Genomic DNA, 25,172 nt, shown 5'->3' on the forward strand with positions numbered 1-25,172 from the left:
CAATTGGAGGGAATAAAGTGGAGAAAGTAAAATCCGTTGATTCACTGTTTAAACCGTTTACGTTAGGAAAGTTGAAGTTAGCTAACCGGATCGTCATGGCACCGATGACTCGTAGTTTCTCGCCGGGCGGAGTTCCCGGACCGGATGTAGCAGCTTATTATAAACGCAGGGCGGAGAACGGCGTAGGGCTGATCGTGACAGAAGGAACGTTGATCAATCATCCTGCCGCAACAGAAGATCCTAACGTTCCGAACTTCCATGGCGACAAAGCCCTTCAAGGATGGACTCAAGTCGTGAAGGCGGTACACGAAGCGGGCGGCCGAATCGTTCCGCAACTATGGCATGTCGGAATGACGCGCCGCAACGGTTCGTTGCCTCATCCGGAAGCTCCATCCATCGGCCCGTCCGGCATTAACCCCAAGGGCGAGCAAGTTAACGAACCGATGACGAAAGAGGAAATCGACTACGTCGTTCAGGCTTTCGCTCAAGCGGCTGCGGATGCAAAGAGAATCGGATTCGACGGAATCGAGCTGCATGGAGCGCATGGATACTTAATCGATCAATTTTTGTGGGAAGTTACGAATAAACGCACCGATGAGTATGGAGGCAGTTTAGTTGCCCGTACGCGTTTCGCGGAGGAGATCGTTAAAGCATGCCGCGCTGCGGTTGGACCTGATTTCCCGATTATTTTGCGGATATCGCAATGGAAATCTTTCCACTATGATGCCAAATTGGCTGAAACGCCTGAATTGCTGGCACAATTGCTGGCTCCCCTCGTTGAAGCCGGCGTCGACATTTTCCATTGCTCCACTCGTCGTTTCTGGGAACCCGAGTTCGAAGGATCGAGCTTGAACTTCGCGGGGTGGGTGAAGAAGCTGACAGGCAAACCGACCATTACGGTAGGTTCGGTTGGGCTCGACGAAGAGTTTTTGGGAGCGTTCAGAGGAATGAGTGCAGGTCTTGCGGATATAGACGAATTGCTTACCCGGTTGGATAACGATGAATTCGACCTCGTCGCGGTCGGCCGCGCTTTATTGGTTGATCCGGCATGGGCTGCCAAAGTGCGCGACGGCCGTTTCGACCAACTCGTACCGTACAACGGAGAAGCGCTAAAAACATTGCATTAAAGAAAGGAAGGAGCCAATATCGCGGCTCCTTTTTTCGTATTAAGCTTGAAAAGTAAACTTAGCTTTTCCTTTTCTGTCCAACCAGCTTTCAAAGCTCGTGAGTCCGGGATACAGCTCGCGCAAAGCTGGAAGATCAACGACGTGGCCGCCGTCGTTTAACCACTCGTAGATCCTAACCATTATCTCGCTTTGAGTACGTAGCGTCTCTATGGGGATGGGAGCATATTCGACCGGATGTCCGGTCGATCGGCTTACCGCGGCTGCGATCTCGGGCGGAGTAAGCGAGTCGCTGGCTAGTTCTATTGTCTTCCCGGCATAATATTCGGGTTTCCGGAATGCTAGGTTAACGAACGCTCCGATATCGTCCACGGCTAACAAGTTGACGGGGATTTGCCGGGCTATGGCTTCCGAATAAACTCCGTTCCGGATCGACGAGTAAGGACTCACGTAGTTTTCCATGAAGAAGGTAAGACGCAGGATAGTAGCCGGCAGATCAATCTTCCGAATGTGCTTCTCGATCTCCCATTTGGCAAACGTTCGAAAATGCGACTGGGATTCCGCCCCGCTTGCCGAAGCATATACGAAGTGTTTAACTCCCGCTTCTTTGGCTCCGTCAGCCACATTCGTACCTAAACGTAGTTCTTCCTCAAAAGCATTCAAATCCCATACGGGAGGCTGTACGCTGAATACCCCGTAAACGTCGCGCATGGCTTCGGCTAATTCGTTGCGATTGTCCATATCCCCTTGATAGAGTTCGACGCCTTGTGCTTGGAGCCGTTGCGCTGCTTCGCTCGATGGGTTGCGGGTGAATGCGCGAACATGCCAACCGTTACGAAGCAGATGTTCGGCGACCGAGCCTCCTTGCTGACCGGTTGCTCCCGTTACAAGTATGGTTTTATCTTTAACGTTCATCTACTGATTCCTCCTTGAATATCGATACTAAGATAACGCGTGTTAGCGTCGCGATCGCTATAACCTGAGCATATTCCATGTAAGGGAGTACCGTAAGAACGCACTTTATTTTTATATACATTCGTCAAGTAGCGTATCTAACCAATCGTAAGGAGATGTTATCCCTTGAAACCTAATGAAAACAAATCCTGTTATGAGCCCATTAACGCAGCCATGCAAGTGATAGGCAGCAAGTGGTCCTATTTCGTTATCGCTCAATTGTGCCAAGGCCCGCAACGGTTTAATCAATTAAGAAGAAGCATAGGCGAAGTGAGCATCAAATCGTTAACGGATACGCTGCGACAGTTGGAGCAGCGAGGGATCATTCATCGTCAAGTGATCCCGACGGTTCCCGTCAGCGTACGGTACTCTCTTACCGACAGCGGAAGGGGATATGGTGAAGTGTTGTTGCAAATGCGCAATTGGGGCGAGAAATGGGGAATGAGCGACTCTCAAGCAACCTCTCTTTAGCGTTTTTTTAGGTCCATAAAAGGAAATGAAGTGGAAATTGTCGAAAAAGTAACGAAGTCATTATAGAATCGTTATTCATCGTTTAATTTAGAACTGGCGGAGGTTAGTTTGCATGACTCGTCTACGCAACATTGCTTTTGTATTTCCGAGCGCGAACGAAAGCGAACAACAATGGAATCGAACGTTTAATCGGTTAATTGCAGGTATACCTTCCGTTAGCGATAACGGGATACCTCCTTCATCTCCTTCATTTTCGGACACCGCTCTGCCTAATACCGGGTTTCGGACAGGTTCACAATCATCGCCAGCCATTGTTCTGGAAACAGATCGTAACATCCAGTTAAAGGTAGGGAATATTCTGATCAAGAGTGCGGCTTCAGGTGATAGGGATCAATTTTTGCCGGATGAGGGGATCGAATCACCGGTCGCTTTTAAGACAACCCCGATAGGAAATACAATCTTCTATCTCCACGAGCAGCTGCAAGGCCACATCATCGGTATCGATCATACGGGCGTGAACGTGCCGGTCGTTAGTACGGAACCATCCGAATGGAACCAATTGATCTCCGGGCTTTCGGGCATATGTAATCTCTATCGCTACCCAGGGCAACAGTGGCCATTCATCATTCCTGCGGATAGCGAGGAGTTTGAGAAAGACATTACCCGCTTCGACGTGAAAAGAACACCGAAATTCGAGCTCGTCTATGATCAATACGCGGATAAGCCTATTTTCCAATTTGCACTTGAAACCAATCTGACCAAGGAACAATTGGAAAGCATGTTCCCCGAGCCGCACGGATTCTCGATACCTAGCTTAGCTCACATATTCCGGTCGATTTTTGTCCAGCACCCATGGGAGGACGAGCTAAGCATACGATTCGATCTGTATTATAGGCCGGCTTCTACGGAGCTTACGGATTGGGCAACCGGAGAATGGCTCGTACGAGAGGGCGGAAGAGTGAACAGTTGAGTGGTCGTAAGATGTTAAAAGGAATTAATCTACATAAAAGGGTGATCCTATGAATGAGATCCAATACAAGGAATACGTCATTTCGAATGATAAAAGCAAAATCGACAAGCAAGCCGTACTTGATTTTTTAACGAGAAGCTATTGGGCGAACAAGAGGGAACCCGAACGAACTTTGAGAGCGATCGAGGCTTCCGATTGTTATGGCATTTACCATCAAGGGAAACAGGTTGGCTTCGCGAGGATCGTTACGGACGGGGCTACGATGTTTTACTTATGCGACGTGTTCATACACGAGGATTATCGCGGACAAGAGCTGGGCAAAAAACTGATCGAAACGATCATGAATGATGTTAAATACGAATCTCTGACAGGGTTGCTGGGGACGTTGGATGCACATGGGTTATACGAACAGTATGGATTTATTAGGGATTCAGAGCGGTTCATGAAGAGACCCCCAAGCTGGGCAAATATACCGAATACATAGCGAGCTTGCGCGATTATTGAATACCTTCGCCATGAATGGTAAAGTTAAATCATACCCGACTTACGGAGTTGGAATTGAAAAGAGCGGAGTGTTCACATGTCCAAAATAGCGAAAAATCTGACGGATCTGATTGGGAATACGCCTCTGTTGGAGCTTACGAACTTCATGAAGCTAAACGAAGCGGAAGCCAGTATCATCGCCAAGTTGGAGTACTTTAATCCGGCTGGCAGCGTGAAGGACAGAATCGGTTTCGCCATGATCAAAGATGCGGAAGACAAAGGACTGATCGATAAAGAGTCCGTCATCGTTGAGCCGACAAGCGGCAATACGGGCGTAGGCCTGGCCTTCGCGGCTGCGGCCTTAGGTTACAAATTAATCATTACCTTGCCGGAAAGCTTCAGTCTGGAGCGGAGGAAGCTGTTGCTCGCTCTAGGAGCGGAATTGGTTCTAACTCCCGCGAACGAAGGAATGGCCGGAGCGATCAGGAAAGCGGACGAGATTGCGGCTTCGCTCCCGAACGCCTATGTGCCGCAGCAGTTCAAGAATCCAGCGAATCCGGCGATCCATAGAACGACTACGGCTGAAGAAATTTGGAGAGATACGGACGGAGAAGTAGATATCTTCGTTGGCGGCGTCGGATCCGGCGGAACGATCTCGGGCGTAGGGGAAGCTCTCAAAGCAAAGAAGAACGCCGTGAAGATCATTGCCGTCGAACCTAGCGATTCCCCCGTTCTCTCGGGCGGAAATAAAGGAGTCCATAAGATCCAAGGAATCGGTGCAGGTTTCGTACCCGACAACTACAATCCGGAGGTCGTAGACGAGGTGTATCAAGTCAAGAACGAAGAAGCGTTCGAGACCGCCAGGAAGCTAGCCCGTTCGGAAGGTTTGCTCGTCGGAATTTCCTCGGGCGCGGCCGCTTACGCTGCGTTGCAAATCTCCAAGAGGCCGGAGAACAAGGGCAAGAAAATCGTCGTTATTTTACCGGATACGGGGGAGCGTTATCTCTCTACTCCGCTGTTCCCGGAAGCGTGACAACAGACTCGCGAAAGAGCAACGACTTGCTAAGTCGTTGCTCTTTACTGTACAGGAGGAAGATGGAAAATGAATTTATACATCGTATACGCTTTTACCGACGAACCCTTTAGAGGGGTTCTAGATCGGAGAGAGCGGGTTTCGATTTCGTATCTCGTTGTTTCTTCCCGGCGATCGGCGTGAACGAAGACCCAGTCACCGGCTCCGCGCATTGCTGTCTAGGTCCCTATTGGCAGGCTAAATTGAATAAATCGGATCTGGTTGCGCAACAACTCTCGGCCAGACAGGGGACGCTAAGGCTTAAGATCGCGGAAGAACGCATAAACATGGCAGGGCAAGCCGTAACGACGCTCAAAGGTACGCTTAACGTATAGTATTTTCAGAGGCGAACGTTATGCGGCGTGCGCGATTTTCGAACTTGAACGAAGATAGGCATACCCGCACGCGATCGAAGCCAGAACGACGAACGTCATCCCCCAATAGATATTGCTGTAAGCATGTGCTAACGAGAATTGCTTTTGCCATCCAAGCGCGCTGGCGGTAACGGCTACTCCGAAGGCTCCGCTGAAAAACTGCAGAAGTTGGAACAAGCCCAAGCCCGAACCGATCTGCGATTTATCTAGTATGCGAGACATCTCGTTCGAAACGCTGCTCGTCAAAAAAGTGAATCCGATGCTAAGCAGCATGTAGATAAAGAGGATAGCCAAGTAAGTCGTTCCGGAGAAAACCGCGAACAGAACGACGGATGCGAGCAAGAGAAATGGGACGTTGCGAATGATCGATCGGTTCCCGCGCAAATCGATCATCCGGCCGACTCGGCGGGAGAGCAACATCGCGAGCAATGAACCCGGGAATATGACGAGCCCAGCGCCGATGGCGCTCAAGCCGGATTGCTTCACTAGGATTTGCGGCATCAGGAATAACGTCGCAAAGCTGCAAATGTAAGCGGCGATCCCGACGGCTGCCAACGCGAGGTAGGGACGATTACGAAACAGGGCAGGTTGAACGAACGGCTCGGAAGCCGTACGAATGCGAATGACGAACAGGATAATGGCCGCGATTCCCGCAACGAGCGCAATCCAAGTCTGATTCGTTAGAAATAACAGCAAGCTTGTCGTACCTATACCGACCAATATTGCTCCTAATGCATCGAAGGAGCCTTTGGTCGATTTTTCAGTCGGAATTAGTTTCGCATAGAAAGGAACCAATAATAGAGTAATAGCCGTTACGACGAACAAGTAATGCCAACCCAAAACCTCTACGATCGCACCGCCTGCGACAGGTCCCAATCCAAGGCCTAGGGAAGCTGCCGACATAATCGTCGCCATCGCTTTGCCGCGCCGTTCAACGGGCACATATCTGGAGATGAAGACCATAGAGAGCGCCGGAATAGCTCCGGCTCCCGAAGCTTGAACGATACGAACGATCAGCAGCCATAGGAAGCTATCGGAGAAGTATCCGGCAATCGCGGCGATGCTGAAGGATAGCGTAGCGATAATGAAAAGCCGTCTAATCGGAACGAAATCGGATAATCGGCTATACGTAATGGAGGAAATCGCGAAGACGATAGAGTATCCCGTAACAATCCAGGAGGTCAGGGAAGCGGATAGATCGAAGGAAACCGATACGTCTGGCAGCGCCAGGTTAAACATCATTGTGTTCATAATTACGAGCACTACGGATATTCCTAGCAATAAGGTTACGAACCCCTCCTGAATAGCGGGTGGTTCGGGCGTTCGTTCTCTAATAGGTTGTTCGGACATGGACATGTTGCATCCCTCGTTCCAATTGTTGTATTGTTCGATTGTTATCGAACAATAGAAATATAGCACGAGGTATGGTAAAATTGCAATCATAAGCTTCATGAAGGAGGCCTATTAGTTGAAAGCACTCCACCACCCGGATAGAGCCGACATTCTGTTGTCTTCCGTTTTATATGCGTTAAGCGATCCGGTTAGGCTATATATCGTATCGGAAATCCGCAAATTCGGAGAACGAACATGCGGCAACGTTGAGGTGCCCGTAGTGAAATCCACCATGTCGCATCATGTTCGCACGCTTCGCGAAGCGGGCGTAGTGAACGTTCGAGCTCAAGGCACGCAGCGCGTGATGACGTTGCGGGAAGAAGATTTGGAAATCCGATTTCCCGGACTGCTCGTTTCGATACTAGAAGCGTTCGAACAATCGGGAGAGCGGATTCCTACACAAGAACAAATGGAATAGAATGATAGTCAAGGAGATCGCGGGCTTACGCGGTCTTCTTTTTATTGCATGTAGACAAAAAGAGACAGGAAATAAAAAGGGAAATGCCATTCCGCATTGAATAATATGTTAAGGTCTTTAATAACGTTAATATAGAGAGGAGGGGCAGCTTTGTATCACTACCGTGATGCTACGTTAGCGGATTTTCAACTGATCGCCTCTTTTCCGCAAAGCAAGGAAGAATTGTTCTATATGTATCCCAAAGGGACCTTTCCCCTCACCGCGGAGCAACTGGCGGATGCGGCATACCGGAGACTGTCCCTCACGGTCGCTATGGATTCGGACGACATCGTAGGTTATAGCAATCTATACAACGTGGCCGCAGGCGAGGATTGTTGGATCGGCAACGTGATCATTAAGCCCACGAGCAGAGGAACCGGGGCGGCGAGTTTCTTGATCCAAACGATGATCAACCGGGCGGCTGAGGAACATCAGGCGAAGAACGTCCATCTGGTGTGCCATAATGCGAATTCGCGCGCGCTTTTGTTCTATCATAAGCTAGGGTTTGTCCCATATGAAATAAGTCCGATCGAGGATAGCAATCAGGGTAAAATCGCCGGCATCAGAATGAGGATCGCGGTTGAAGGACAGGTGACTTTATGACACGAACATTAATGATAAGCGACATACACGGTTGTATCGAACCGCTCAATCGAATGTTGGAGGAAGTTGGATACGACTCTGAGAAAGACCAGCTTGTATTGTTGGGGGATTACGTGGACAGAGGTCCGAAGAGCAAGGATGTCGTAGACAGGGTTATGGATTTGGTTGCGAATTACGGAGCAATCGCTATACGGGGAAATCACGATCAAAGATTGGTTGACCTCATACGAACGAACGATTCGCAAATTCAAGCTAAGTTTATGGAGCATGGCGGCGTTCAAACCTTACATAGCTATTGCGAATTCATTAGCAAAGAAGTAAATATCGAGAAGCTCCAGCAAGCAAGGAATCATATCGCGTCCAACTATGAACATCATATCGAATTTCTGAACGAGCTTCCTTATTATTACGAGGACGATAATCACATCTGCGTACATGCAGGGCTGAATCCATACTACGCGAATTGGAAAGATCAGCCCGCATACGACTTCATGTACATTAAGAACGATTTTATCAAATCCAAGACTAGGGTGAACAAAAAAGTAATCTTCGGCCACACCAGAGCGATGGAAATACACGGCGCATCGGACGTTTGGTTCCAGGAGGATAAAATCGGCATAGACGGCGGCTGCGCCTATGGGTTGCAACTAAATTGCCTTATCTATGAGAACGGAACTTATACTACGCAAACGATAAAAAATAGCTAGTCATCTCTTTTAATTCGATCCGTCGTTTCCCGAAAGGTAATGGTTCTTATTCGGTCGTTCGCCGTATAAAATTGTATCGTTACCCGAACCCCGTATTCCCGCGTGCCATCTCGCAGCCACAGTTTGAATATCTCTTCCGCTACTTCCGGAGAGATTTGATTACGTCCGACATGCAAATAATCGACAATATCCGCTTGGTAATTCGCTTTCGTTTGGGCTATCGCGATTTGACCCCATTTGGCATATTCAGGCTGCCTTGCGCTGGCAGTAGCATGAGGTTGCGGGCTGAGCAAGTCGAGAGGGCTTCCTGACATGAAAATAGCCAAGCCGATCGTCACGACGAACGTTAGTTGCCGATAAACCTTTTTCATCCGATCACCGTCTTTATCGTTATTCTCGTTGCAATATGCGGATAGGAGAGGAGGGGGACGTTGGAAACGTTTGGGAGAGGCTGTCTATATTTGATTCTCGGCTTCATAGGCATAACCGTGTTTGTTATTCTGACCCGGAGCACGATCCATATTCCATGGTTCATCCTGATTCCCTTGATTATCTTTGTTTTCTGGATCGCGAGCAAGAAAAGCAAAAAGTGAGGCGCATGCGCGCCTCGCTTTTTATTTTAATCGAGGGTGGATCATCTGCTCCGGACGAACAATTTCATCGAATTGCGCTTCGGTCAACAGTCCGCTTTGTAAGGCAGCTTCTTTCAAGGTTATTCCTTTGGCGTGAGCCGTCTTCGCGATAGAAGCCGCATTCTCGTATCCGATATGCGGATTAAGGGCGGTGACGAGCATTAAGGAACGTTGCAGGTGATCATGAATGACCGGCAGATTCGCTTCGATTCCGACGGCGCAATGGTCATTCCAGGAATGGATAGCGTCGGCGAGCAATCTTGCGGACTGCAGGAAATTGTAAATGATAACCGGCTTGAAAACGTTCAACTCGAAATTTCCTTGGCTCGCCGCGAACCCGATCGTCACGTCGTTGCCCATCACTTGAGCGACGACCATCGTCATCGCTTCCGATTGGGTAGGGTTCACCTTCCCTGGCATGATGGAGCTCCCAGGTTCGTTCGCGGGGATCGTGATTTCCCCGATTCCGCTCCTTGGTCCGCTGGCCAGCCATCTGACGTCGTTGGCGATCTTCATCAGATCGGCAGCGAGAGCCTTCAAAGCGCCATGAACATGGACAAGCTCATCGTGGCTCGTAAGAGCATGAAATTTATTGTCTGCGGAGACGAACTTTTTCCCGCTTAATTCGCTTAATTTCTCCGAGACTTGCGCTCCGAATAAAGGATGGGCGTTAATCCCCGTTCCAACCGCGGTTCCGCCGATAGCAAGTTCTCGCAGATGTTCCGAACTTGCTTGGATCATCCGATGCGTCTTTTCGAGCATGCGCACCCAGCCGCTTATTTCTTGACCAAGCGTAAGCGGCGTTGCGTCCTGCAAATGCGTTCTTCCGATTTTGATGACGTCGGCAAATTGTTTGCTTTTAGCCTCCAACGTACTCTTCAGTTTCTCGATCGCGGGAAGCACTTGGTCTTCAACCGCGATAAGCGCGGCGACATGCATCGCCGTCGGGAACGTATCGTTAGAGCTCTGCGACTTATTCACGTCGTCGTTAGGGTGAATGCGCTCATCGCTGCCTTGCTCCGTCAATAGCTGATTCGCCCGATAGGCGATCACTTCATTCACGTTCATGTTGGACTGCGTACCGCTTCCCGTCTGCCATACGGCAAGAGGGAAGTGGCCGTCCCATTTCCCTTGGAGCACTTCATCCGCGGCGGACACGATCGCATTTCCTTTAACGTCGTTAAGTTTTCCTAAATGCTGATTAACGATCGCTGCGCTTTTCTTAAGCAGAGCGAAGACATGAATAAGCTCAAGCGGGATTTTCTCCGTGCCGATCCGGAAATTTTCCAAGCTTCGCTCCGTTTGCGCACCCCATATTTTATCCGCCGGGACCAGAACTTCCCCTAAAGAGTCTTTCTCGATCCGATACACCATCGCGCACCTCGTTTTCGTTTAATGGAGTAACATATGGAGTCGAAAACCATTCCGATTCTTCGGATGTTTTCTGTAATCCATGGGATATTTTGAGGATGAGCCCCAATATATAATCAGTCGTAGACAGTCGATTCATGTCGAAAACACATCTTCAGGAGGATTTCCATGCAAATCACAAGACATCCGAACAATCCAATCGTTGTTCCCGGCTTATACGAATGGCGTAAAGTAACGGTATTCAACCCCGCCGTCATTATCGATAACGATAAGTTCTACATGATCGAGAGAACCGCGGGATCGCTGACGCCTTGCAAAAACTTCCTCGGACTCTTGGAGAGCGAGGACGGAGTCCATTTCACCCATGTGAAGGATGAGCCGATCGTAACGCCGGATATGTTAGGTTTCCCCTACGGAAGCGTTCAAGATCCGCGTATCGTCAAAATCGATGATACTTTTTATTTGAACTATGCGCTTCGTCCTTGCGCGATGAGTTACTATCCTACAGGCGCTGGGATTCCTGAACGGTCGATCCCTCAATATCCGGACGGATGGGGAGAGAAAGACGAACATTGGTTAACCCGTTCCGGAATTATGACATCCAAGGATCTTATCCATTGGGAATATCTCTGCGATACGACGCCGCTTGAGATCAACGATCGCGATAACATTTTGTTCCCGGAGAAAATAAACGGAAGATTCGCCCTGCTGAGACGTCCTGAAGAATATGTCGGCGATGCTTACGGCACCGAGAAAGCGGCTATGTGGATCAGTTATTCGGATGACTTAATCCACTGGGATGAACCGAAACTGTTAGCCAAAGCCGAGAACGAAAGCTGGGAGTTCAAGAAAATCGGCGGATCTACGCCTCCGGTACGCACGGATAAAGGCTGGCTGGTGCTCTATCACGGCGTGGACAAAGATACGGTATACAGAGTCGGAGCGCTGTTGCTTGACCTGGACAATCCGGAGAAGATCATCGCAAGAACGCACAACTTCATTATGGAACCCGAGACATACTACGAGAAGTTCGGTTTCCAGATTCCTAACGTTATTTTCCCTACGGGTAACGTCGTTAAAGACGGATTGCTATACATCTATTACGGCGTAACGGATACGGCTATCGCATTGGCAACCGTTCCGTTGGATGAGTTGGTCGAGTATATTCTGAACGAACCTAAGTAACGAATAAGAAGATAGCCATAACGCTCGGTATCCATAAATATCCGAAAATATCGAAAATTTAAAGAATCACTTAAATAATTTAGGATATTATCTTGATCTCATCGGATATGGGCGAAAAAGAAAGCGGTTTATAATGGGCTTGTCACATTCCTCAGCAGATAATCGGACAACATTCGTTATCTAGTTCAGAAGTGAACAACAACAGAGAAGAGGGCGAAAAGTGAAAACATCCAAAAAGATGAAAAAGTTGATGCTCGTCGGAACGGTCGCTTTATTCACGTTAGTTAGCGCCGCTTGCGGCAATGGAAACAATGCGGCCGAGGACTCCTCGGAGAAAGTCACGTTGAGCTTTATGCATCCATGGACTTCCCCGAACGTTGACAACGAAGTGTACAAGGCCCGTATTGCGGAATTCGAGAAAACGCATCCGAACATTATCATTAAACAGGACGGAGTCGCATCCGCTCAGTACAAAACTAAGCTTCGCACGTTAGCGGCGGCCAACAGCTTGTCGGATATTAACGTCGTATGGCCGGGCGCGGATCTGCAACCGCTCGTAGCGGGAGACTTGCTCTTGCCTATCGATTCCGAGATGGCGAACTGGAGCTCTATCTTGCCGGAAGACGCTCTCGCGGGATTTAATCAAGGCGGCAAACAATACGCGATCCCGACCAAACAAACGTTCGTCGATATCGTGTACTACAACAAAGAGATGTTCGCGAGCGTCGGGTATGACGCATTCCCGGACACTTACGATAAATTCATAGACGCCGTCAAGAAGCTTAAGGAGAAGGGAATTACCCCGATCTCTCTTGGAAATAAAGAAAAATGGCCGCTTCAATCTTCTATCTTGTCCACGCTTCAAGAACGTTTCGTCGGTAGCGATTTCCTGCAAAAGGTGCTTAACAAAGAAGCGAAATTCACCGATCCGCAATACGTCAAAGCCATTGGCGTTATCGAGGAATTGACGAAACTGAAAGCGTTCAACACGGACGCGAACAACATGGATTCCGTACAAGCGCAAGATTACTTCATTCAAGGTAAAGCCGCGATGCACATCTCTTCCTCCACGGTCGACTCGCGCATTCGGATTACGAACGAGGAAGGCGATAAATTCGGAATCGCATTGATGCCAAGCGTCGATGGAGGTTTGGGCGATGCCAAGAAAAGCGCCGGCGTCGTGCAATTCGGCATCGCGATCAATAACGGATTAGACGAGAAGAAGAAACAAGCCGCTCTGGAATTCATGAAGTTCTTCGTGAATGAAGATCTTTACAAACAATTGATCAGCAAAGGCGTCGTCGTGCCCGCGAAGGTCGACATGCCTGAAGACGCAAGCAAGTACTTGAAAGAAATGATCGCCTTGACGAGCAACGGAACATCCCCCGTATTCGACAGCGTCATCCCGACGCAAGTAACGGACGTGATGCAGAACGGACTTCAAGCGATTACCGTCGGAACGACGACAGCCGAGAAGGTAGCTCAAGACGTTCAGGCCGCGCTCGATAACTTGAAATAATTTTACCTGAATGTTGCCTTATTGAATCTCAAAACCATGAACGAAGAAACCCGTAACCCGGGTTTTCTTCATTCCATGGACCAATCGGCAATAGCTGGTAAGGAGAAGGAGGAATCTCGTTGCATACGCTTAAAGGAACGAAATACGCGATCTTTTTCGGACTGTTGCCCGCGCTTGTCATTTACTTGGGAATCGCCGTCGTTCCTATCGGAATGTCTGCCTATTACTCGTTGATGAACTGGGACGGGATCAGGCCTATGGCATTCATAGGCCTCGATAATTATACGGAAATCTTCAAGGACGACATCTTCTGGATGACCGTTAAGAATAACTTATTCATCTTGTTAACGGGAATTATCGGGCAAGTTCCGGCAGGTCTGTTCTTGGCATTGCTTCTTAACCGCAAGATGAAGGGAGCAGGTTTTTTCCGGACAATCGGGTTTCTCCCGGTCGTCATTTCATCGGTAATGGTTTCCCTCATATGGGGAATGGTGTACAACACGGAGTACGGCATGTTGAACGGCATCCTTGGCTCGATTGGATTGGACAGCTGGCGTCAGAACTGGCTGGGCGACACTTCTTGGTCATTGATCTCGATCAGCATCACCTACATTTGGCAGAACTGCGGACTGTTCATGGTTATTTTCCTAGCGGCCTTGCAGAATATCCCGAATGAAGTGAACGAAGCCGCCGAGCTTGACGGGGCTACCGGGTGGAAGAAAGCACTTCGAATAACGATTCCGATGGTTCGCGGGACCATTCTCGTAACGGTCGTGTACAGCATCAGCAACTCGTTCCGCGTGTTCGATCTTATTCAGATCATGACCGGCGGCGGCCCTGCGCACGTTACGGAAGTTATGACAATCTATATGTACAATAACGCGTTTATGAATATGCGTTTCGGATACGGCAGCGCCGTTTCCGTCTTGATTCTTCTGTTCAGCTTAATCGTCGTAAGCATTGTAAACCGAGTAAGCAGAGAGAAGGATGCTTGAAGAAGGGAGGACTTCTAGTGGAGAAAAAATCATGGTCGTTCAAAGTTTTCGTATACGGTTTTCTAAGTTTGTTCGCTATCGTTAACGTATTCCCCCTCTTCTGGATGGTTGTAGATTCCTTTAAGACGGAGCAAGAATACGCCGCGAACCCTTTCTCGATCCCGAAGGTACTGCAATTCTCGAACTACTCCAAAGCTTGGGAAGTCGCGAATATGAGTACTTATTTTGTAAATAGTATTATCATTACGTTCGTATCCCTGATCGTAACCGTATTGCTCGGAGCACTGGCGGCGTATTTCTTGTCTCGCTTCCAGTTCAAGCTGCGCAGCTTTACTTACGCGCTGTTCTTGCTTGGCATGCTCGTGCCGATCCACGCGACGCTCATCCCGATCTTCATGATCATGAAAGAGCTTCGCCTGCTTGATACGCATCTTTCGCTAATTTTGCCTTATACGGCGTTTCATCTTTCCTTAACCGTTTTTATACTGGAAGGGTTCATGAGAGGGTTTCCGAAAGACTTGGAAGAATCGGGGGTTATGGACGGTGCCGGCGTGTTCCGAATTTTCTGGTCGATCATATTACCGATAACGAGACCTGCGCTCGCGACTGTAATCATCCTGAACTTCATCTATAATTGGAACGAATACTTGTTCGCGCTAGTACTGCTTAGTTCGTCCGCGCTTAAGACGTTGCCGCTTGGACTGTCCAATTTCGTCGGAGTCGAAACGGCAAGCCTTACGCTTCAGATGGCGGCAATAACGATTGCGCTAATTCCGATTCTTATCTTCTACTTGCTGCTTCAGAAGCAACTGGTGAACGGGATGACCGCAGGCTCCGTTAAGGGTTGATCGACAGGTCCCCGTATTAGCCGGCGCAGAAGGAGAATAGGCGATGCGGGTTATCCAATGGAAGATCAGAAACTTCGGGTTGAAGAAGAAAGCTCTCATCATTTTCATGCTCTTTATAATGTTGCCGACTCTAGGCGTCGGCGTGCTCGTACAGTATCGGTATAACGAAGTGCTGATGGATCAGTTCATTACAAGCACGAAAAGAAACCTAGATACCGTGACTAGCCGTTTGGAAGAACAGACAAGCCTGGTCGAGAATATCGCCGATTATATGATCCTTAATCCGGATATGCAGGAATTGTTGCGGCCGAACCCACCGTTAAGCGCTGATAAAACCGAATATCACAAACGGAACATCGAGAACTTCTTAACTTTCCAACTCATGAACAAAAATTATATCAAGTCGATTTCCATCACGGGTTATAATGGCAATTCGGTCGAAATGGGCGAGCCGATCATCGGCAACGAGAACAAGTGGTTTCTGGAGGCCAACACCCGCAAAGGCGGAATCGTCTGGAGCGAAGGTTATCCCAGCTATAGCGCATGGACCGGGGACGTTAGGCTGATCTCCATGTTCCGAATCCTCAATTCCTATAATAATATCACGCAGCCGTTAGGCCGCCTCGTCATCCGACTCGATGAAGCCAATCTGACAAGCTTGCTGGAGAGCGGCATAGCTAAGGAATCAGGTTATCTATACGTGTTAGGCGAGAATGGAGAGACCGTTCTCCAATCCCGTTCCTCTCTTAACTTGGAAGTTAAGCCGGACGAGAAGCTTCTTGGTCTGTTCAGCCATACGAACAAGGATTTCATTAACTATTCGATCAACGGCAAGAAAATGCTTACGTTCTATCACCATATGGAGAATACGAATTGGAAGATCATGGCGATGATCCCGGAGTCGGTCGTGAACGATCAATACCGCAGCGTCAAGCTCATTATGAACATTATATTAGCGGCCATCCTCATACTCGGACTGCTTGGCTTAATCGGTTTCCAGTATACGATCATCCGGCCTATCCTTCGCTTGAAGATCGAGACGAACCGGGTCAAGCTCGGCGATTTCAGCGCTCATGTGCCGATCGAATCGAATGACGAGATCTCCGAACTCAATCGCAAATTCAACGAAATGGTGTTAACGATTAAACAATTGATCGAACACAAATTCAAGCTGGAGCTTCGTGAACGCGAATCCGAGCTCAAGCTGCTGCAGAATCAGATGGACCCTCATTTTCTGTACAATACGCTCGATATGATCCGTTGGACGGCGCGATTGGAGAAAGCCAAGCAATCGAGCCAACTGATCGAGATGTTCTCTAAGTTTTTCAGGCTTGGACTTAGCAACGGCAAATACGAGACCACGATCCTGAAGGAGCTGGAGTTCGTTAACTCCTATTTGTATTTGCAGCAACAACGTCTTGGGATCGCCAAGTTCAAATATTCGCTCTATACCGAGTCGACAATCGCGAACGCAACAACGCTTAAAACGACGATTCAACCTTTGGTGGAGAATTTTCTAAAGCACGGGTACGACAGGAAAAAACCGATCAACGCCGTTTCGGTCAGATGTTATCGAATGCAGGACATGATATGGATCGAAGTGAAGGACAACGGAAAAGGTTTCGGTCCCGATATCGTCCAATCGATTAATCGATTGGGTCATCCTTCGGGGACGATCGAAGGCCGGGGTGGAGCGATGAGCAACATTCACGAACGGATATCGATTCATTTCGGCGATAGCTTCGGACTTGAAATCGTTGATCCTTCAGATGCCGGCGGGTGGGTACGGTTGAAGATTCCATACTCCGAATCCAAAGGAGGCGAACAGCTTGAATAGTTCCCAACCTTCCGAATCCGATAAAATCAAACTGCTCATCGTCGATGACGAGCCAATAATTTGCGAAGGTTTGCGTTATACGATCGACTGGGAAAGACTAGGGGTTCATGTCGTCGGCGTTGCCTACGACGGGGAAGAAGCGCTGCGTATGATCGAGAGCGAAGAGATCAACCTGTTGTTAACCGACATTCGCATGGAAGGCATGGACGGGCTAAAGCTGACAGAACAACTTAATCAGCGTTTCCCGGATATTGGAGTAATCGTAATTAGCGGCTACGAGAGCTTCGATTATGCAAGACAAGCCCTTCGCATGAACGTATCCGATTATTTGCTTAAGCCAGTCGAGATTGACGAATTAATCGCGATAGTTAGCAAAGTCGTAGAAGAAATCCGTCGCGATGCGGTTAACGCGTCGGCTGGGGAAGAAGAGCTGTGGTTGGCCAATTGCATTCACAACGGTCCTTCCCAACAAGCGGAAACGCCGCCTTCCTACTTATCCGGCAGCCAATTTCGTATTTTGACGACGCAGCTGGGCGAATTCGCCGATTGGCGAGCAGAACTAACGTCCTCTCAATATGAGGCTATCCAGCAGCAATGGCTGATGCACGTGCAACACAGCCTTAAGACATACTCGATTCGTTGCATTTCCGTATTCGACGATCAGAATCTGCTCTACACTTTGGCGATTCCTAATGAAATCTTCAGCTCCGAGCAATGGGTTCGAGCGCTAGAGGAGATGTTACGGAATTGGCAGGGCGATCGATATCTCTATTGCGGAGCGTCCGACGTATACGCTTCCCCGGGGGAAACCGGTATTCGCTGCAGAGAAGCGGCAGAGACGCTAGGTTACCACGCGCTGGAAGACGTTCCTTTGTTGCTGCCGGAATATCGCGCATTGATGGATAACAACCGAACGCTGCCCACATATAACGATGCGAAGAATATTCAATCCTTGGTCTCTGCGCTATTCAAGTAAGACTACAATGAATTGCAGACACAGGTCGAAGAGATGTTCGCTTTTTATCGCCGGCATAGATTCCTGCTAAGCGAAATCGCGGCGTCTAACGATGAATTGTTCACCTTGCTGCGCCAACGTCTGCGGCAGAGCGGGGTATCGGATATCGAGCTTGGACGTAACGATCTCATCGATCTTAACGCCTACAACTCATACAAACTCGTACAAGCGATTGTCATGGATGAGATGGGACAGTTGTATCAGCTTATCGATAAGAACGGCATCGACAAGACGTATTGGATCATCGAGAAAGTGAAGAAGCACTTAGCCGATCAGTACCGCAACAACTTGAAAGCGTTCGAGGTCGCCGCCTGGCTGAAAATAACGCCGAGCTATTTCAGCTTCATCTTCAAGCAGGGCACAGGTAAAAGCTTCTCGGAATACATGAACGAGCTAAGGATCGACCATGCCAAACAACTCCTCGTCTCGACTCACGACAAGGTGTTCGAAATCGCCGAGCAAGTGGGTTACAAGGAGTACAAATATTTCGTTACCGTGTTCAAGTCGCATACTGGAGTAACGCCCAAAGAATACCGGAAGTTAAACGCGAGTCATTGAACGAATCAACATGCAAGAGGAGGCGAGCCGTGTCATGATGCCTAAATACAAGATCAACACGTATTCAACGGAAGATCGGATCGCCGATCTGTTACCCAGAATGACGCTGAAGGAAAAGGTTGGGCAGTTGAATCAGCACATGTACGGATGGAACGCCTATGAACGCGGAACAAACGGCATTGAACTTTCGCAAGAATTCAAAGACCAAGTTGCGTTCGGAGATGGGATGGGAGCGCTGTACGGCTTATTCCGTGCAGATCCATGGTCGCAGGTCACCTATGAGAACGGGATTCCGACCGTCGACAACGCTAAATTCGCTAACAAAGTCCAAAGATACGTGGTGGAAAATACTCGCTTGGGCATTCCCGTTCTATTGTCCGAGGAATGTCCTCATGGACACCAAGCGCTGGATGGCACTCTTCTTCCGGTTAACCTAGGCATTGGATCAACGTGGAACCCTCGTTTGATCGAGGAGGCTTATTCTCATGTCGCGGCCGAAATCCGGTCGCGCGGGGCGCATCTGGGCTTAGTGTCGGCACTGGATATTTTGCACGATCCACGTTGGGGACGGACGGAAGAGTGCTACGGCGAAGACCCGCATCTTGCCGCGCAAATGACGGCAGCCATCGTACAAGGATTGCAGGGCACCGATATCGAGCAACTGAAAACCTCATCCAAAGTCGCGGCGATTCTTAAACATCTTAGCGCTCAAGGAACATGTCTTGGCGGACGCAACGCCGGCCCGGCTTCGATCGGCGAAAGGGAATTGCGGGAAATCCATTTGCCCGGCGCCAAAGCGGGAATCGAGGCCGGGGCCGCCGGCTGTATGGCTGCCTATAACGAGATAGACGGCATTCCGTGTCATGTGAACGAGAAGCTGTTGACGGGCATCCTCCGCGAGGAATGGGGGTTCGAAGGAATTGTCATGGCGGACGGCTGCGCGCTGGATCGTCTACTCGCACTAACCGGTAATTACGAAGCGGCCGCTGCGTTGGCGCTCGCTTCGGGCGTGGATTTGAGCTTGTGGGATACGGCATTTACAACTTTGGAGCAGGCGGTAAAGCAAGGGGAAGTCGACGAAAAGGTTATCGATCGCGCCGTTGCCCGGGTATTGCGACTCAAGTTCAACTTGGGGTTGTTCGATCGGCCCTACGCGGATGAGAATCTGGCCGCTACCGTTGTCGGTCAACCGGCTATTCGCGCCATGAATGTTCAAGTCGCCCGTGAATCTATTGTCCTGCTGAAAAACGAGAACGATTTGTTGCCGCTTAACGGAACCTATAAAAGGATCGCCGTTCTCGGTCCTAACGCGGATCGGTTCTACAATCAGCTAGGAGACTATACGAGCGTTCAGCGTAAAGATGTCGGATCAACCGTGCTTCAGGGGATTAAGAAAGCCGCTCCAGCCGATGCGGTTATCGAGTATAGCTTAGGTTGCGGCGTAAGAGATTTGTCCGATAAGGGGCTAGAGGAAGCCGTAGCAACCGCAAAACGCTCGGACATCGCGATATTGGTACTTGGAGGAAGCAGCGCTCGTCAATTCGGAGGCGAGTTCGACAGCAACGGCGAAGCTATCGTATCCGAGAACGGCCGATCAGAGATGGATTGCGGGGAAGGCGTCGATCTGGCCGATCTCCGATTAGGAGGTTTGCAAGAAAGGCTCGTACGCGAGGTAAAGGCTACCGGAACGCCGGTCGTCGTAGTGTTGATTCAAGGGCGACCGCATGCTCTGACGGACATTGTCGAGCATTGCGAGGCGCTCCTGTGCGGTTGGTACCCCGGACAGGAAGGCGGACAAGCGATCGGAGAGATCCTGTTCGGAGATTCTTTCCCGAGCGGCAAGCTTCCCGTATCTCTTCCTCGTTCTTCGGGCCAGTTGCCGGTCTACTACAACCAGAAAAATCCGGGAAGGCCAAGACCTTACGTCGATATGCCTTCCGATGCGTTGTATCCTTTCGGTTACGGCCTAAGTTACACGACATTTCAGTACGGTGAAATTCGCGTTAACAAACCGTCGTTGACCGTGCAAGAAATGCATGAGAGAGCACAGTTCGAGATTAGCATTGAGGTGACCAATACCGGGAAGCGGGTAGGAGCGGAGACGGTTCAACTGTACATCCGCTCTCGGAAATCGGGCATTATCCGGCGGCTTCTTGAGCTTAAGGCTTTCGAGAAAGTATGGTTGGAACCGGGCGAGAGCAAGACCGTTAGCTTCCGCTTGAAGAGCGAGCAACTATCCATATGGAATCGCGAAATGCGGTTCATGCTGGAACCTTGCGAGTTAACGGTTTACGTCGGTGGAGACTCACTCGCTAAAACCGGAGTGGAATTATGCGTAAATAAATAAGTTGAATTGAGCCTCCGCGGTTTGCGGCGGCTCATATTTTTTGGAATAAAAGATCATAACATAAATTATGTTAACTTAGGTTTCGAAATAACTTTTTGTTCCCCATCCGGGAATCGGAACGGTATAATAGAATCAGGTTTTGGAAACGATTCCCCGTCGGAGGTGCCTACCCTGAGTATCGATATCGTATTTCCTTCCAGCGTCTATCACGGTACCTTAGACATTTATCTAGAATCCTTCAAGGAACGGTTATTGAACAAGAAATATTGGAAAGAAGGACGAGACTTCGGACCGGGATTGTATACGACGATCTCGATCGATCAAGCGAAAGCTTGGGCAAAGTCGATGCAGGACAAGTGGAATGAAGGACAGCCCTGCGTATTGGAGATCGCCGTCGAATCCGAGCGGTTGAGCTTTCAGCCGAACTATCGCATCTTCACGGGAGTGTCGCTGGAATGGGCGAAATACATTTACAGGCATCGCAAAGTTCCCCCTAACGGCAAGGATCCGTGCAGCTCTCACGCGCATATCGCGATCGGTCCTATGGCAGATGCCAATACTGGTATTATCGTGCAGGATGGGGTAAGATTAAATAAAGACAGTCAATGGTTTCTGGACAAGATTACGCGTAATCATTCAAACCGTCGTTTAGACAGCCTTCAGTTGGGCAATCAAATCGTATTTTGCGATGAAACGCTGGCACCGATGTTGAACCTTACCGGTTCGTATGTCTATCAGGGAAGAAGGTGGCGTTACGTTGGCAACGAGGAAACGGTTAAACAGTTATGAGAAAGCAATCGTCGATCAATTGCAGCAGCTCTACGGTTACACGCCTGCGGCAGCGAGGGACATTGTCGAAGAGTATAGAGCGGTATTGGGTTTGATCGGCGGATATCCGATGGCGGCCGACTATGCGGAATATTTCCACAAAGCCAATCTAGAAGGACGATCAGGCAAAGAATGGATGAACGCGATTATTAAGCGAAGAGAAGAAGCAGCGGCGATTGCCCAATAAATAAACCACTCCAAATAAGGCGGAGTGGTTTTCTTTATTCTAAGCCTTAATCTTCCGTTTTTCGGCGATCGATCGCTTCAGCCATCGTCCTGTCGGTGAGGTGAGCGTAGATTTGCGTCGTTTCCGGGGAAGCATGGCCAAGCTGCTCTTGGGTTTTGTACAGATCGTTGCTTAAATAGTAATCGGTGGCGAAGGAATGCCGGAGCTTGTGCACCGACAGGTAGGGTTTGCCGAAGCGTTTCGCGTATTTCATGACCATCTCTTGAATGGCTCGTTTGGTCATGCGCGAACCTTCTTTTTTTCCGTTCGCTATCGCTAGGAACAGAGCTTTCTCGCGCTTCGGCGCCTTATACCTGGATTCCCGTTGCCTTAAATACTCCTCCAGATCGCCGATAGCGTCTTGGCGGAAGTAAACCGGCGTCTTGAAAGTATCATCGTTTTTCCCTTTGCGATAGACGTAGACTAGCCGCTTCTTGAAATCGACGTCGTCCATGTTCAGGTTGACGAGCTCGGATACGCGAAGCCCCGAATTCAGAATAAGGCTTACGATGCAGCAATCGCGAATACGGTTGAGCTCATGGGCGTAAATCGCTTGTTTGTTCGTCGCGACATCGTGGGCGTAATCTTGTTTAATGTAGTTAATGAATTCGAGAATTTCTTGCTCTTGCAACAGCTTGCCTTCTAGTTTGGCCGCCGTATCCTTAGGCTTCTGCGTTCTTTTCACGGATACTTTGGCCATGACGTTGCGCTTAAGAAGCGGATAGAATTCCTCGTCTTCCGCGATCTGGCTTAAATAGTGGAACAAGGAACGAAGAGAGGACAGCTTCCGGGATATCGTCGTCTTCGTATTGGCATTGTCCCGTTTCGTAGCGAGAAACATTCGGAAGTTGTCCACGCTGTCCATATGCAGCCGCTCTAGGTCGAGGAGCGGAATTTCCGTCATTTTCACGGCCGAAGTCAAGCCTTCCGCCATTAGCCAGGACAAGAAAACCTCATAATCCCTTATGTATTCCAAAAGAGAGGAAGGGGACAGATCGGGCAGCTTATAATTCATGAATTTCTCTACGTACCAAGGCATCCTCGGAATTCGTTGGTCTAACTCTTCGCGGTCTTTGCGCTTTTGGAGATTCATCAGATCACCTCGTAGGTTATATAGTAACTGTAATAGCTGCCACTGAAATATTCAAGACTCGCAGTGGTAATATAAGGTTTCCAGCAACTATCGGTTGTCCACTGGCGTCTAATATTCATGTACAGACCAACAAATAGACATAGGGGAGAGGAACGTATGTACAAACAGAGTTTAATGGCCATCTTAATTCTAACCGTCGCGATTTCATTGGCGGCCTGCGGGAACAATGCAAATGAACCAGCAGGTTCACCGCCCGGGACAAGCTCGCCGACGAGCTCGAACGTGCCGACAAACGAACCGACGACAAGCGAGCCGTCGTCATCCAGCGCACAACCGGATGCTAAGAAGGTTGAAATAGAGGGAACGGTAACGGCGTTGGATGGCAATGGCGTTCTTATCATAGATAAGGATGGACAAGCCAAGGATAAAAACCCAAGAGCGGTATGGGTCGATTTCTCCGGATCGCCGGATGTAATCAAGGACGTACGGATAGGGTATCGCGTTAAAGCCGAGAGCACGAACGCGGCGATCCAAGAAACCTATCCGGAAAGTACGAAAGGGAGTAAATTAGAGATCGTTAATTCAGATACGGGCAATGGAGATCTGCAAGGCACGATCACGAAAATCATAACGAATGAAGCCAATAGTTCGCCGAGCGTCATCGAGGTGGACGGAACGAAATTAAGTTTAATCCCGATTACGGTATACTGGAACGACGACCAGCTAACGGATGCTAAAACATTAAAAGTCGGGGACAAAGTTCAAGTATGGTATCCTGGTTATACGCTCGGCGATGAAAAACAGATTACTCAGATTAAAAATTATAAAAGAATAAAGTACAAAAGAGTCGATTCGTGAAAAAGCGATTGATTTGATACAATGAGGGGAGTGCAAACTACCCTCATTGTTTTTTTTTGCAATTGTAATTTTACAACAGTGGATTCCAACAAAAATACATAATTAAAATTATGTCAACTAATTGGAGAAAACAATATGATTAATGTGGTTAACAATATGGTCGATGTCGAACAAGCTGCAGTCGCTTTTATTCGGCTTTATTATGAAGAAACCGGTCGTTCCCTAGAAGAGGCAGAAACCCGGATCGCGGAGGCCGTAATTTCAATTAGAAATACCGGTACTTACAGCCATACAACCGATGAGTTGACGTTCGGCGCTAGAGTCGCATGGCGCAACAACAGCCGCTGTATCGGCCGATTATTCTGGGAGTCGCTTGAAGTCATCGACGAGAGAGACGCGAATACGGAAGAGGAAATCGCAGAGGCGCTTCTGAGACATATGGCATATGCGACTAATGAAGGCCGAATTCGTCCTACGCTGACCGTGTTTGCGCCTGAGTCATACGATGGCCGATATATTCGGATATGGAACCATCAGCTTATCCGATATGCCGGTTACGAGACGAACGAAGGCATTGTTGGAGATCCGTCTTCCGTTGCCTTAACGAAAGCGATCTCCCGGTTGGGATGGCAAGGAGCAGGATCCAAATACGATGTTCTGCCCATTGTTATCCAGATGAACGGCCAACAACCAAAATGGTTCCCAATACCGAACGACTACGTTAAAGAAGTCGAACTCGTACACCCGGAAATCGAAGGCTTCGCGGAGTTGAATCTTCGCTGGTATGCGGTTCCGTTCCTCTCGGACATGGCTCTTGAAGTCGGCGGCATTCGTTATACCGCGGCGCCGTTTAACGGATGGTACATGGGAACGGAGATCGGCGCTCGCAATTTGGCGGATACCGATCGATATAATGAGCTTCCCGCTATCGCGGATAAGTTAGGATTGGATCGATCCTCGAATACGACATTGTGGAAGGATCGGGCGCTGCTCGAGCTTAATGCGGCCGTGATTCATTCTTATAAGTCCAATGGAGTAAGCATCGTCGATCATCACACGGCTGCCGAACAATTCATGACCTTCATGAAACGCGAAGAGGCTCAAGGCCGTTCCGTAAACGCAAGATGGTCTTGGCTCATTCCGCCGATGTCTCCCGCAGCTACTCCGATATGGAATAAAAGCGATTTGACCGAACGAGACATCCAACCGGATTATAAAGCCCAGCAACTTCCTTATTAAATAACAAGGAGAGC

At 49.1% G+C, this 25,172-nt stretch carries 26 protein-coding genes and 1 pseudogene; 22 read left to right on the forward strand and 5 right to left on the reverse strand.

All coding sequences use genetic code 11. The features are described from left to right. Nucleotides 1–17 precede the first annotated feature (17 nt). On the forward strand, nt 18–1,127 hold the full coding sequence (locus tag FPL14_RS28810) for an NADH:flavin oxidoreductase (protein WP_182300985.1): 1,110 nt from the start codon (nt 18–20) through the stop codon (nt 1,125–1,127). Nucleotides 1,128–1,166: 39 nt separating this feature from the next. Here FPL14_RS28810 and FPL14_RS28815 read toward each other — a convergent pair whose 3' ends face one another. Further along, complete coding sequence (locus tag FPL14_RS28815; RefSeq protein ID WP_182300986.1) at nt 1,167–2,039, reverse strand: NmrA/HSCARG family protein; 873 nt, start codon at nt 2,037–2,039, stop codon at nt 1,167–1,169. Between the two features lie 165 nt (nt 2,040–2,204). On the opposite strand from FPL14_RS28815, the gene FPL14_RS28820 reads away from it, so the two are divergent. From FPL14_RS28820 to FPL14_RS28840, 5 genes and pseudogenes are all read left to right on the forward strand, one after another. After that, complete coding sequence (locus FPL14_RS28820) at nt 2,205–2,549, forward strand: winged helix-turn-helix transcriptional regulator (RefSeq protein ID WP_229263711.1); 345 nt, start codon at nt 2,205–2,207, stop codon at nt 2,547–2,549. Between the two features lie 112 nt (nt 2,550–2,661). Further along, the gene (locus FPL14_RS28825; RefSeq protein ID WP_182300987.1) at nt 2,662–3,519 is read left to right on the forward strand and encodes a hypothetical protein; all 858 of its coding nucleotides are present in this window, start codon (nt 2,662–2,664) and stop codon (nt 3,517–3,519) included. Nucleotides 3,520–3,568: 49 nt separating this feature from the next. After that, nucleotides 3,569–4,003 (forward strand): GNAT family N-acetyltransferase, encoded by a 435-nt coding sequence (locus tag FPL14_RS28830; RefSeq protein ID WP_182300988.1) that lies wholly within the window; start codon nt 3,569–3,571, stop codon nt 4,001–4,003. Between the two features lie 96 nt (nt 4,004–4,099). Beyond that, on the forward strand, nt 4,100–5,035 hold the full coding sequence (gene cysK, locus FPL14_RS28835; RefSeq protein ID WP_182300989.1) for a cysteine synthase A: 936 nt from the start codon (nt 4,100–4,102) through the stop codon (nt 5,033–5,035). Between the two features lie 140 nt (nt 5,036–5,175). Next, nucleotides 5,176–5,409: pseudogene (locus FPL14_RS28840) on the forward strand (PhzF family phenazine biosynthesis protein); the annotation flags it as partial. Nucleotides 5,410–5,427: 18 nt separating this feature from the next. On the opposite strand, the gene FPL14_RS28845 reads toward FPL14_RS28840, so the two are convergent. Next, the gene (locus tag FPL14_RS28845) at nt 5,428–6,798 is read right to left on the reverse strand and encodes an MFS transporter (RefSeq protein WP_229263712.1); all 1,371 of its coding nucleotides are present in this window, start codon (nt 6,796–6,798) and stop codon (nt 5,428–5,430) included. Nucleotides 6,799–6,916: 118 nt separating this feature from the next. Here FPL14_RS28845 and FPL14_RS28850 point away from each other — a divergent pair, with 118 nt between their 5' ends. From FPL14_RS28850 to FPL14_RS28860, 3 genes are all read left to right on the forward strand, one after another. Further along, nucleotides 6,917–7,258: an ArsR/SmtB family transcription factor gene (locus FPL14_RS28850; RefSeq protein ID WP_182300991.1), complete on the forward strand. Its 342-nt coding sequence runs from the start codon at nt 6,917–6,919 to the stop codon at nt 7,256–7,258. Nucleotides 7,259–7,408: 150 nt separating this feature from the next. After that, nucleotides 7,409–7,900, forward strand: a complete 492-nt coding sequence (locus tag FPL14_RS28855) for a GNAT family N-acetyltransferase (RefSeq protein WP_182300992.1) — start codon at nt 7,409–7,411, stop codon at nt 7,898–7,900. After that, nucleotides 7,897–8,607 carry a metallophosphoesterase family protein gene (locus tag FPL14_RS28860; RefSeq protein WP_182300993.1) on the forward strand — a complete coding sequence of 237 codons (711 nt, stop codon included), beginning with the start codon at nt 7,897–7,899 and terminating at the stop codon, nt 8,605–8,607. The genes FPL14_RS28855 and FPL14_RS28860 overlap by 4 nt, the downstream gene beginning before the upstream one ends. Here the strand turns inward: FPL14_RS28860 and FPL14_RS28865 are convergent. Beyond that, entirely contained in the window at nt 8,604–8,978 is a 375-nt protein-coding gene (locus FPL14_RS28865) for a DUF3889 domain-containing protein (RefSeq protein WP_182300994.1), read from the reverse strand. The genes FPL14_RS28860 and FPL14_RS28865 overlap by 4 nt on opposite strands. A gap of 60 nt (nt 8,979–9,038) precedes the next feature. Here FPL14_RS28865 and FPL14_RS28870 point away from each other — a divergent pair, with 60 nt between their 5' ends. Further along, nucleotides 9,039–9,200, forward strand: coding sequence for a hypothetical protein (locus tag FPL14_RS28870; RefSeq protein ID WP_182300995.1), 162 nt, complete (start codon nt 9,039–9,041; stop codon nt 9,198–9,200). A gap of 21 nt (nt 9,201–9,221) precedes the next feature. Here the strand turns inward: FPL14_RS28870 and fumC are convergent, their stop codons facing one another. Continuing rightward, nucleotides 9,222–10,613, reverse strand: a complete 1,392-nt coding sequence (gene fumC / locus FPL14_RS28875) for a class II fumarate hydratase (protein WP_182300996.1) — start codon at nt 10,611–10,613, stop codon at nt 9,222–9,224. A gap of 165 nt (nt 10,614–10,778) precedes the next feature. On the opposite strand from fumC, the gene FPL14_RS28880 reads away from it, so the two are divergent. The 10 genes from FPL14_RS28880 (at nt 10,779) to FPL14_RS28925 (ending at nt 21,929) form a co-directional block, all read left to right on the forward strand. After that, nucleotides 10,779–11,795 (forward strand): glycoside hydrolase family 130 protein, encoded by a 1,017-nt coding sequence (locus FPL14_RS28880; RefSeq protein WP_182300997.1) that lies wholly within the window; start codon nt 10,779–10,781, stop codon nt 11,793–11,795. Nucleotides 11,796–12,015: 220 nt separating this feature from the next. Further along, complete coding sequence (locus FPL14_RS28885) at nt 12,016–13,314, forward strand: ABC transporter substrate-binding protein (protein ID WP_182300998.1); 1,299 nt, start codon at nt 12,016–12,018, stop codon at nt 13,312–13,314. Between the two features lie 119 nt (nt 13,315–13,433). Beyond that, nucleotides 13,434–14,309, forward strand: a complete 876-nt coding sequence (locus tag FPL14_RS28890) for a carbohydrate ABC transporter permease (RefSeq protein WP_182300999.1) — start codon at nt 13,434–13,436, stop codon at nt 14,307–14,309. A 17-nt stretch (nt 14,310–14,326) separates the two neighbouring features. Beyond that, complete coding sequence (locus FPL14_RS28895; RefSeq protein ID WP_182301000.1) at nt 14,327–15,157, forward strand: carbohydrate ABC transporter permease; 831 nt, start codon at nt 14,327–14,329, stop codon at nt 15,155–15,157. 43 nt (nt 15,158–15,200) lie between these two features. Then, nucleotides 15,201–16,994: a cache domain-containing sensor histidine kinase gene (locus FPL14_RS28900; protein ID WP_182301001.1), complete on the forward strand. Its 1,794-nt coding sequence runs from the start codon at nt 15,201–15,203 to the stop codon at nt 16,992–16,994. Beyond that, the gene (locus FPL14_RS28905) at nt 16,987–17,970 is read left to right on the forward strand and encodes a response regulator (protein ID WP_182301002.1); all 984 of its coding nucleotides are present in this window, start codon (nt 16,987–16,989) and stop codon (nt 17,968–17,970) included. Before FPL14_RS28900 ends, FPL14_RS28905 begins: the two co-directional genes overlap by 8 nt. A gap of 12 nt (nt 17,971–17,982) precedes the next feature. Next, the gene (locus tag FPL14_RS28910; protein WP_182301003.1) at nt 17,983–18,567 is read left to right on the forward strand and encodes a helix-turn-helix domain-containing protein; all 585 of its coding nucleotides are present in this window, start codon (nt 17,983–17,985) and stop codon (nt 18,565–18,567) included. A gap of 37 nt (nt 18,568–18,604) precedes the next feature. Next, nucleotides 18,605–20,914 carry a glycoside hydrolase family 3 N-terminal domain-containing protein gene (locus FPL14_RS28915; protein WP_182304213.1) on the forward strand — a complete coding sequence of 770 codons (2,310 nt, stop codon included), beginning with the start codon at nt 18,605–18,607 and terminating at the stop codon, nt 20,912–20,914. A 162-nt stretch (nt 20,915–21,076) separates the two neighbouring features. Beyond that, nucleotides 21,077–21,703, forward strand: a complete 627-nt coding sequence (locus FPL14_RS28920; protein WP_182301004.1) for a DUF3990 domain-containing protein — start codon at nt 21,077–21,079, stop codon at nt 21,701–21,703. Beyond that, nucleotides 21,672–21,929, forward strand: a complete 258-nt coding sequence (locus FPL14_RS28925) for a hypothetical protein (protein WP_182301005.1) — start codon at nt 21,672–21,674, stop codon at nt 21,927–21,929. The genes FPL14_RS28920 and FPL14_RS28925 overlap by 32 nt, the downstream gene beginning before the upstream one ends. 46 nt (nt 21,930–21,975) lie before the next feature. On the opposite strand, the gene xerS is transcribed toward FPL14_RS28925, so the two are convergent. Next, nucleotides 21,976–23,061 carry a tyrosine recombinase XerS gene (gene xerS / locus FPL14_RS28930; RefSeq protein ID WP_182301006.1) on the reverse strand — a complete coding sequence of 362 codons (1,086 nt, stop codon included), beginning with the start codon at nt 23,059–23,061 and terminating at the stop codon, nt 21,976–21,978. 156 nt (nt 23,062–23,217) lie between these two features. Here xerS and FPL14_RS28935 point away from each other — a divergent pair, with 156 nt between their 5' ends. Beyond that, nucleotides 23,218–23,919, forward strand: a complete 702-nt coding sequence (locus tag FPL14_RS28935) for a hypothetical protein (protein ID WP_182301007.1) — start codon at nt 23,218–23,220, stop codon at nt 23,917–23,919. Nucleotides 23,920–24,054: 135 nt separating this feature from the next. Beyond that, complete coding sequence (locus FPL14_RS28940; RefSeq protein ID WP_229263713.1) at nt 24,055–25,158, forward strand: nitric oxide synthase oxygenase; 1,104 nt, start codon at nt 24,055–24,057, stop codon at nt 25,156–25,158. Nucleotides 25,159–25,172 lie beyond the last annotated feature (14 nt).

The sequence above is a fragment of the Cohnella cholangitidis genome (assembly GCF_014107495.1).
Classification (GTDB): domain Bacteria; phylum Bacillota; class Bacilli; order Paenibacillales; family Paenibacillaceae; genus Cohnella; species Cohnella cholangitidis.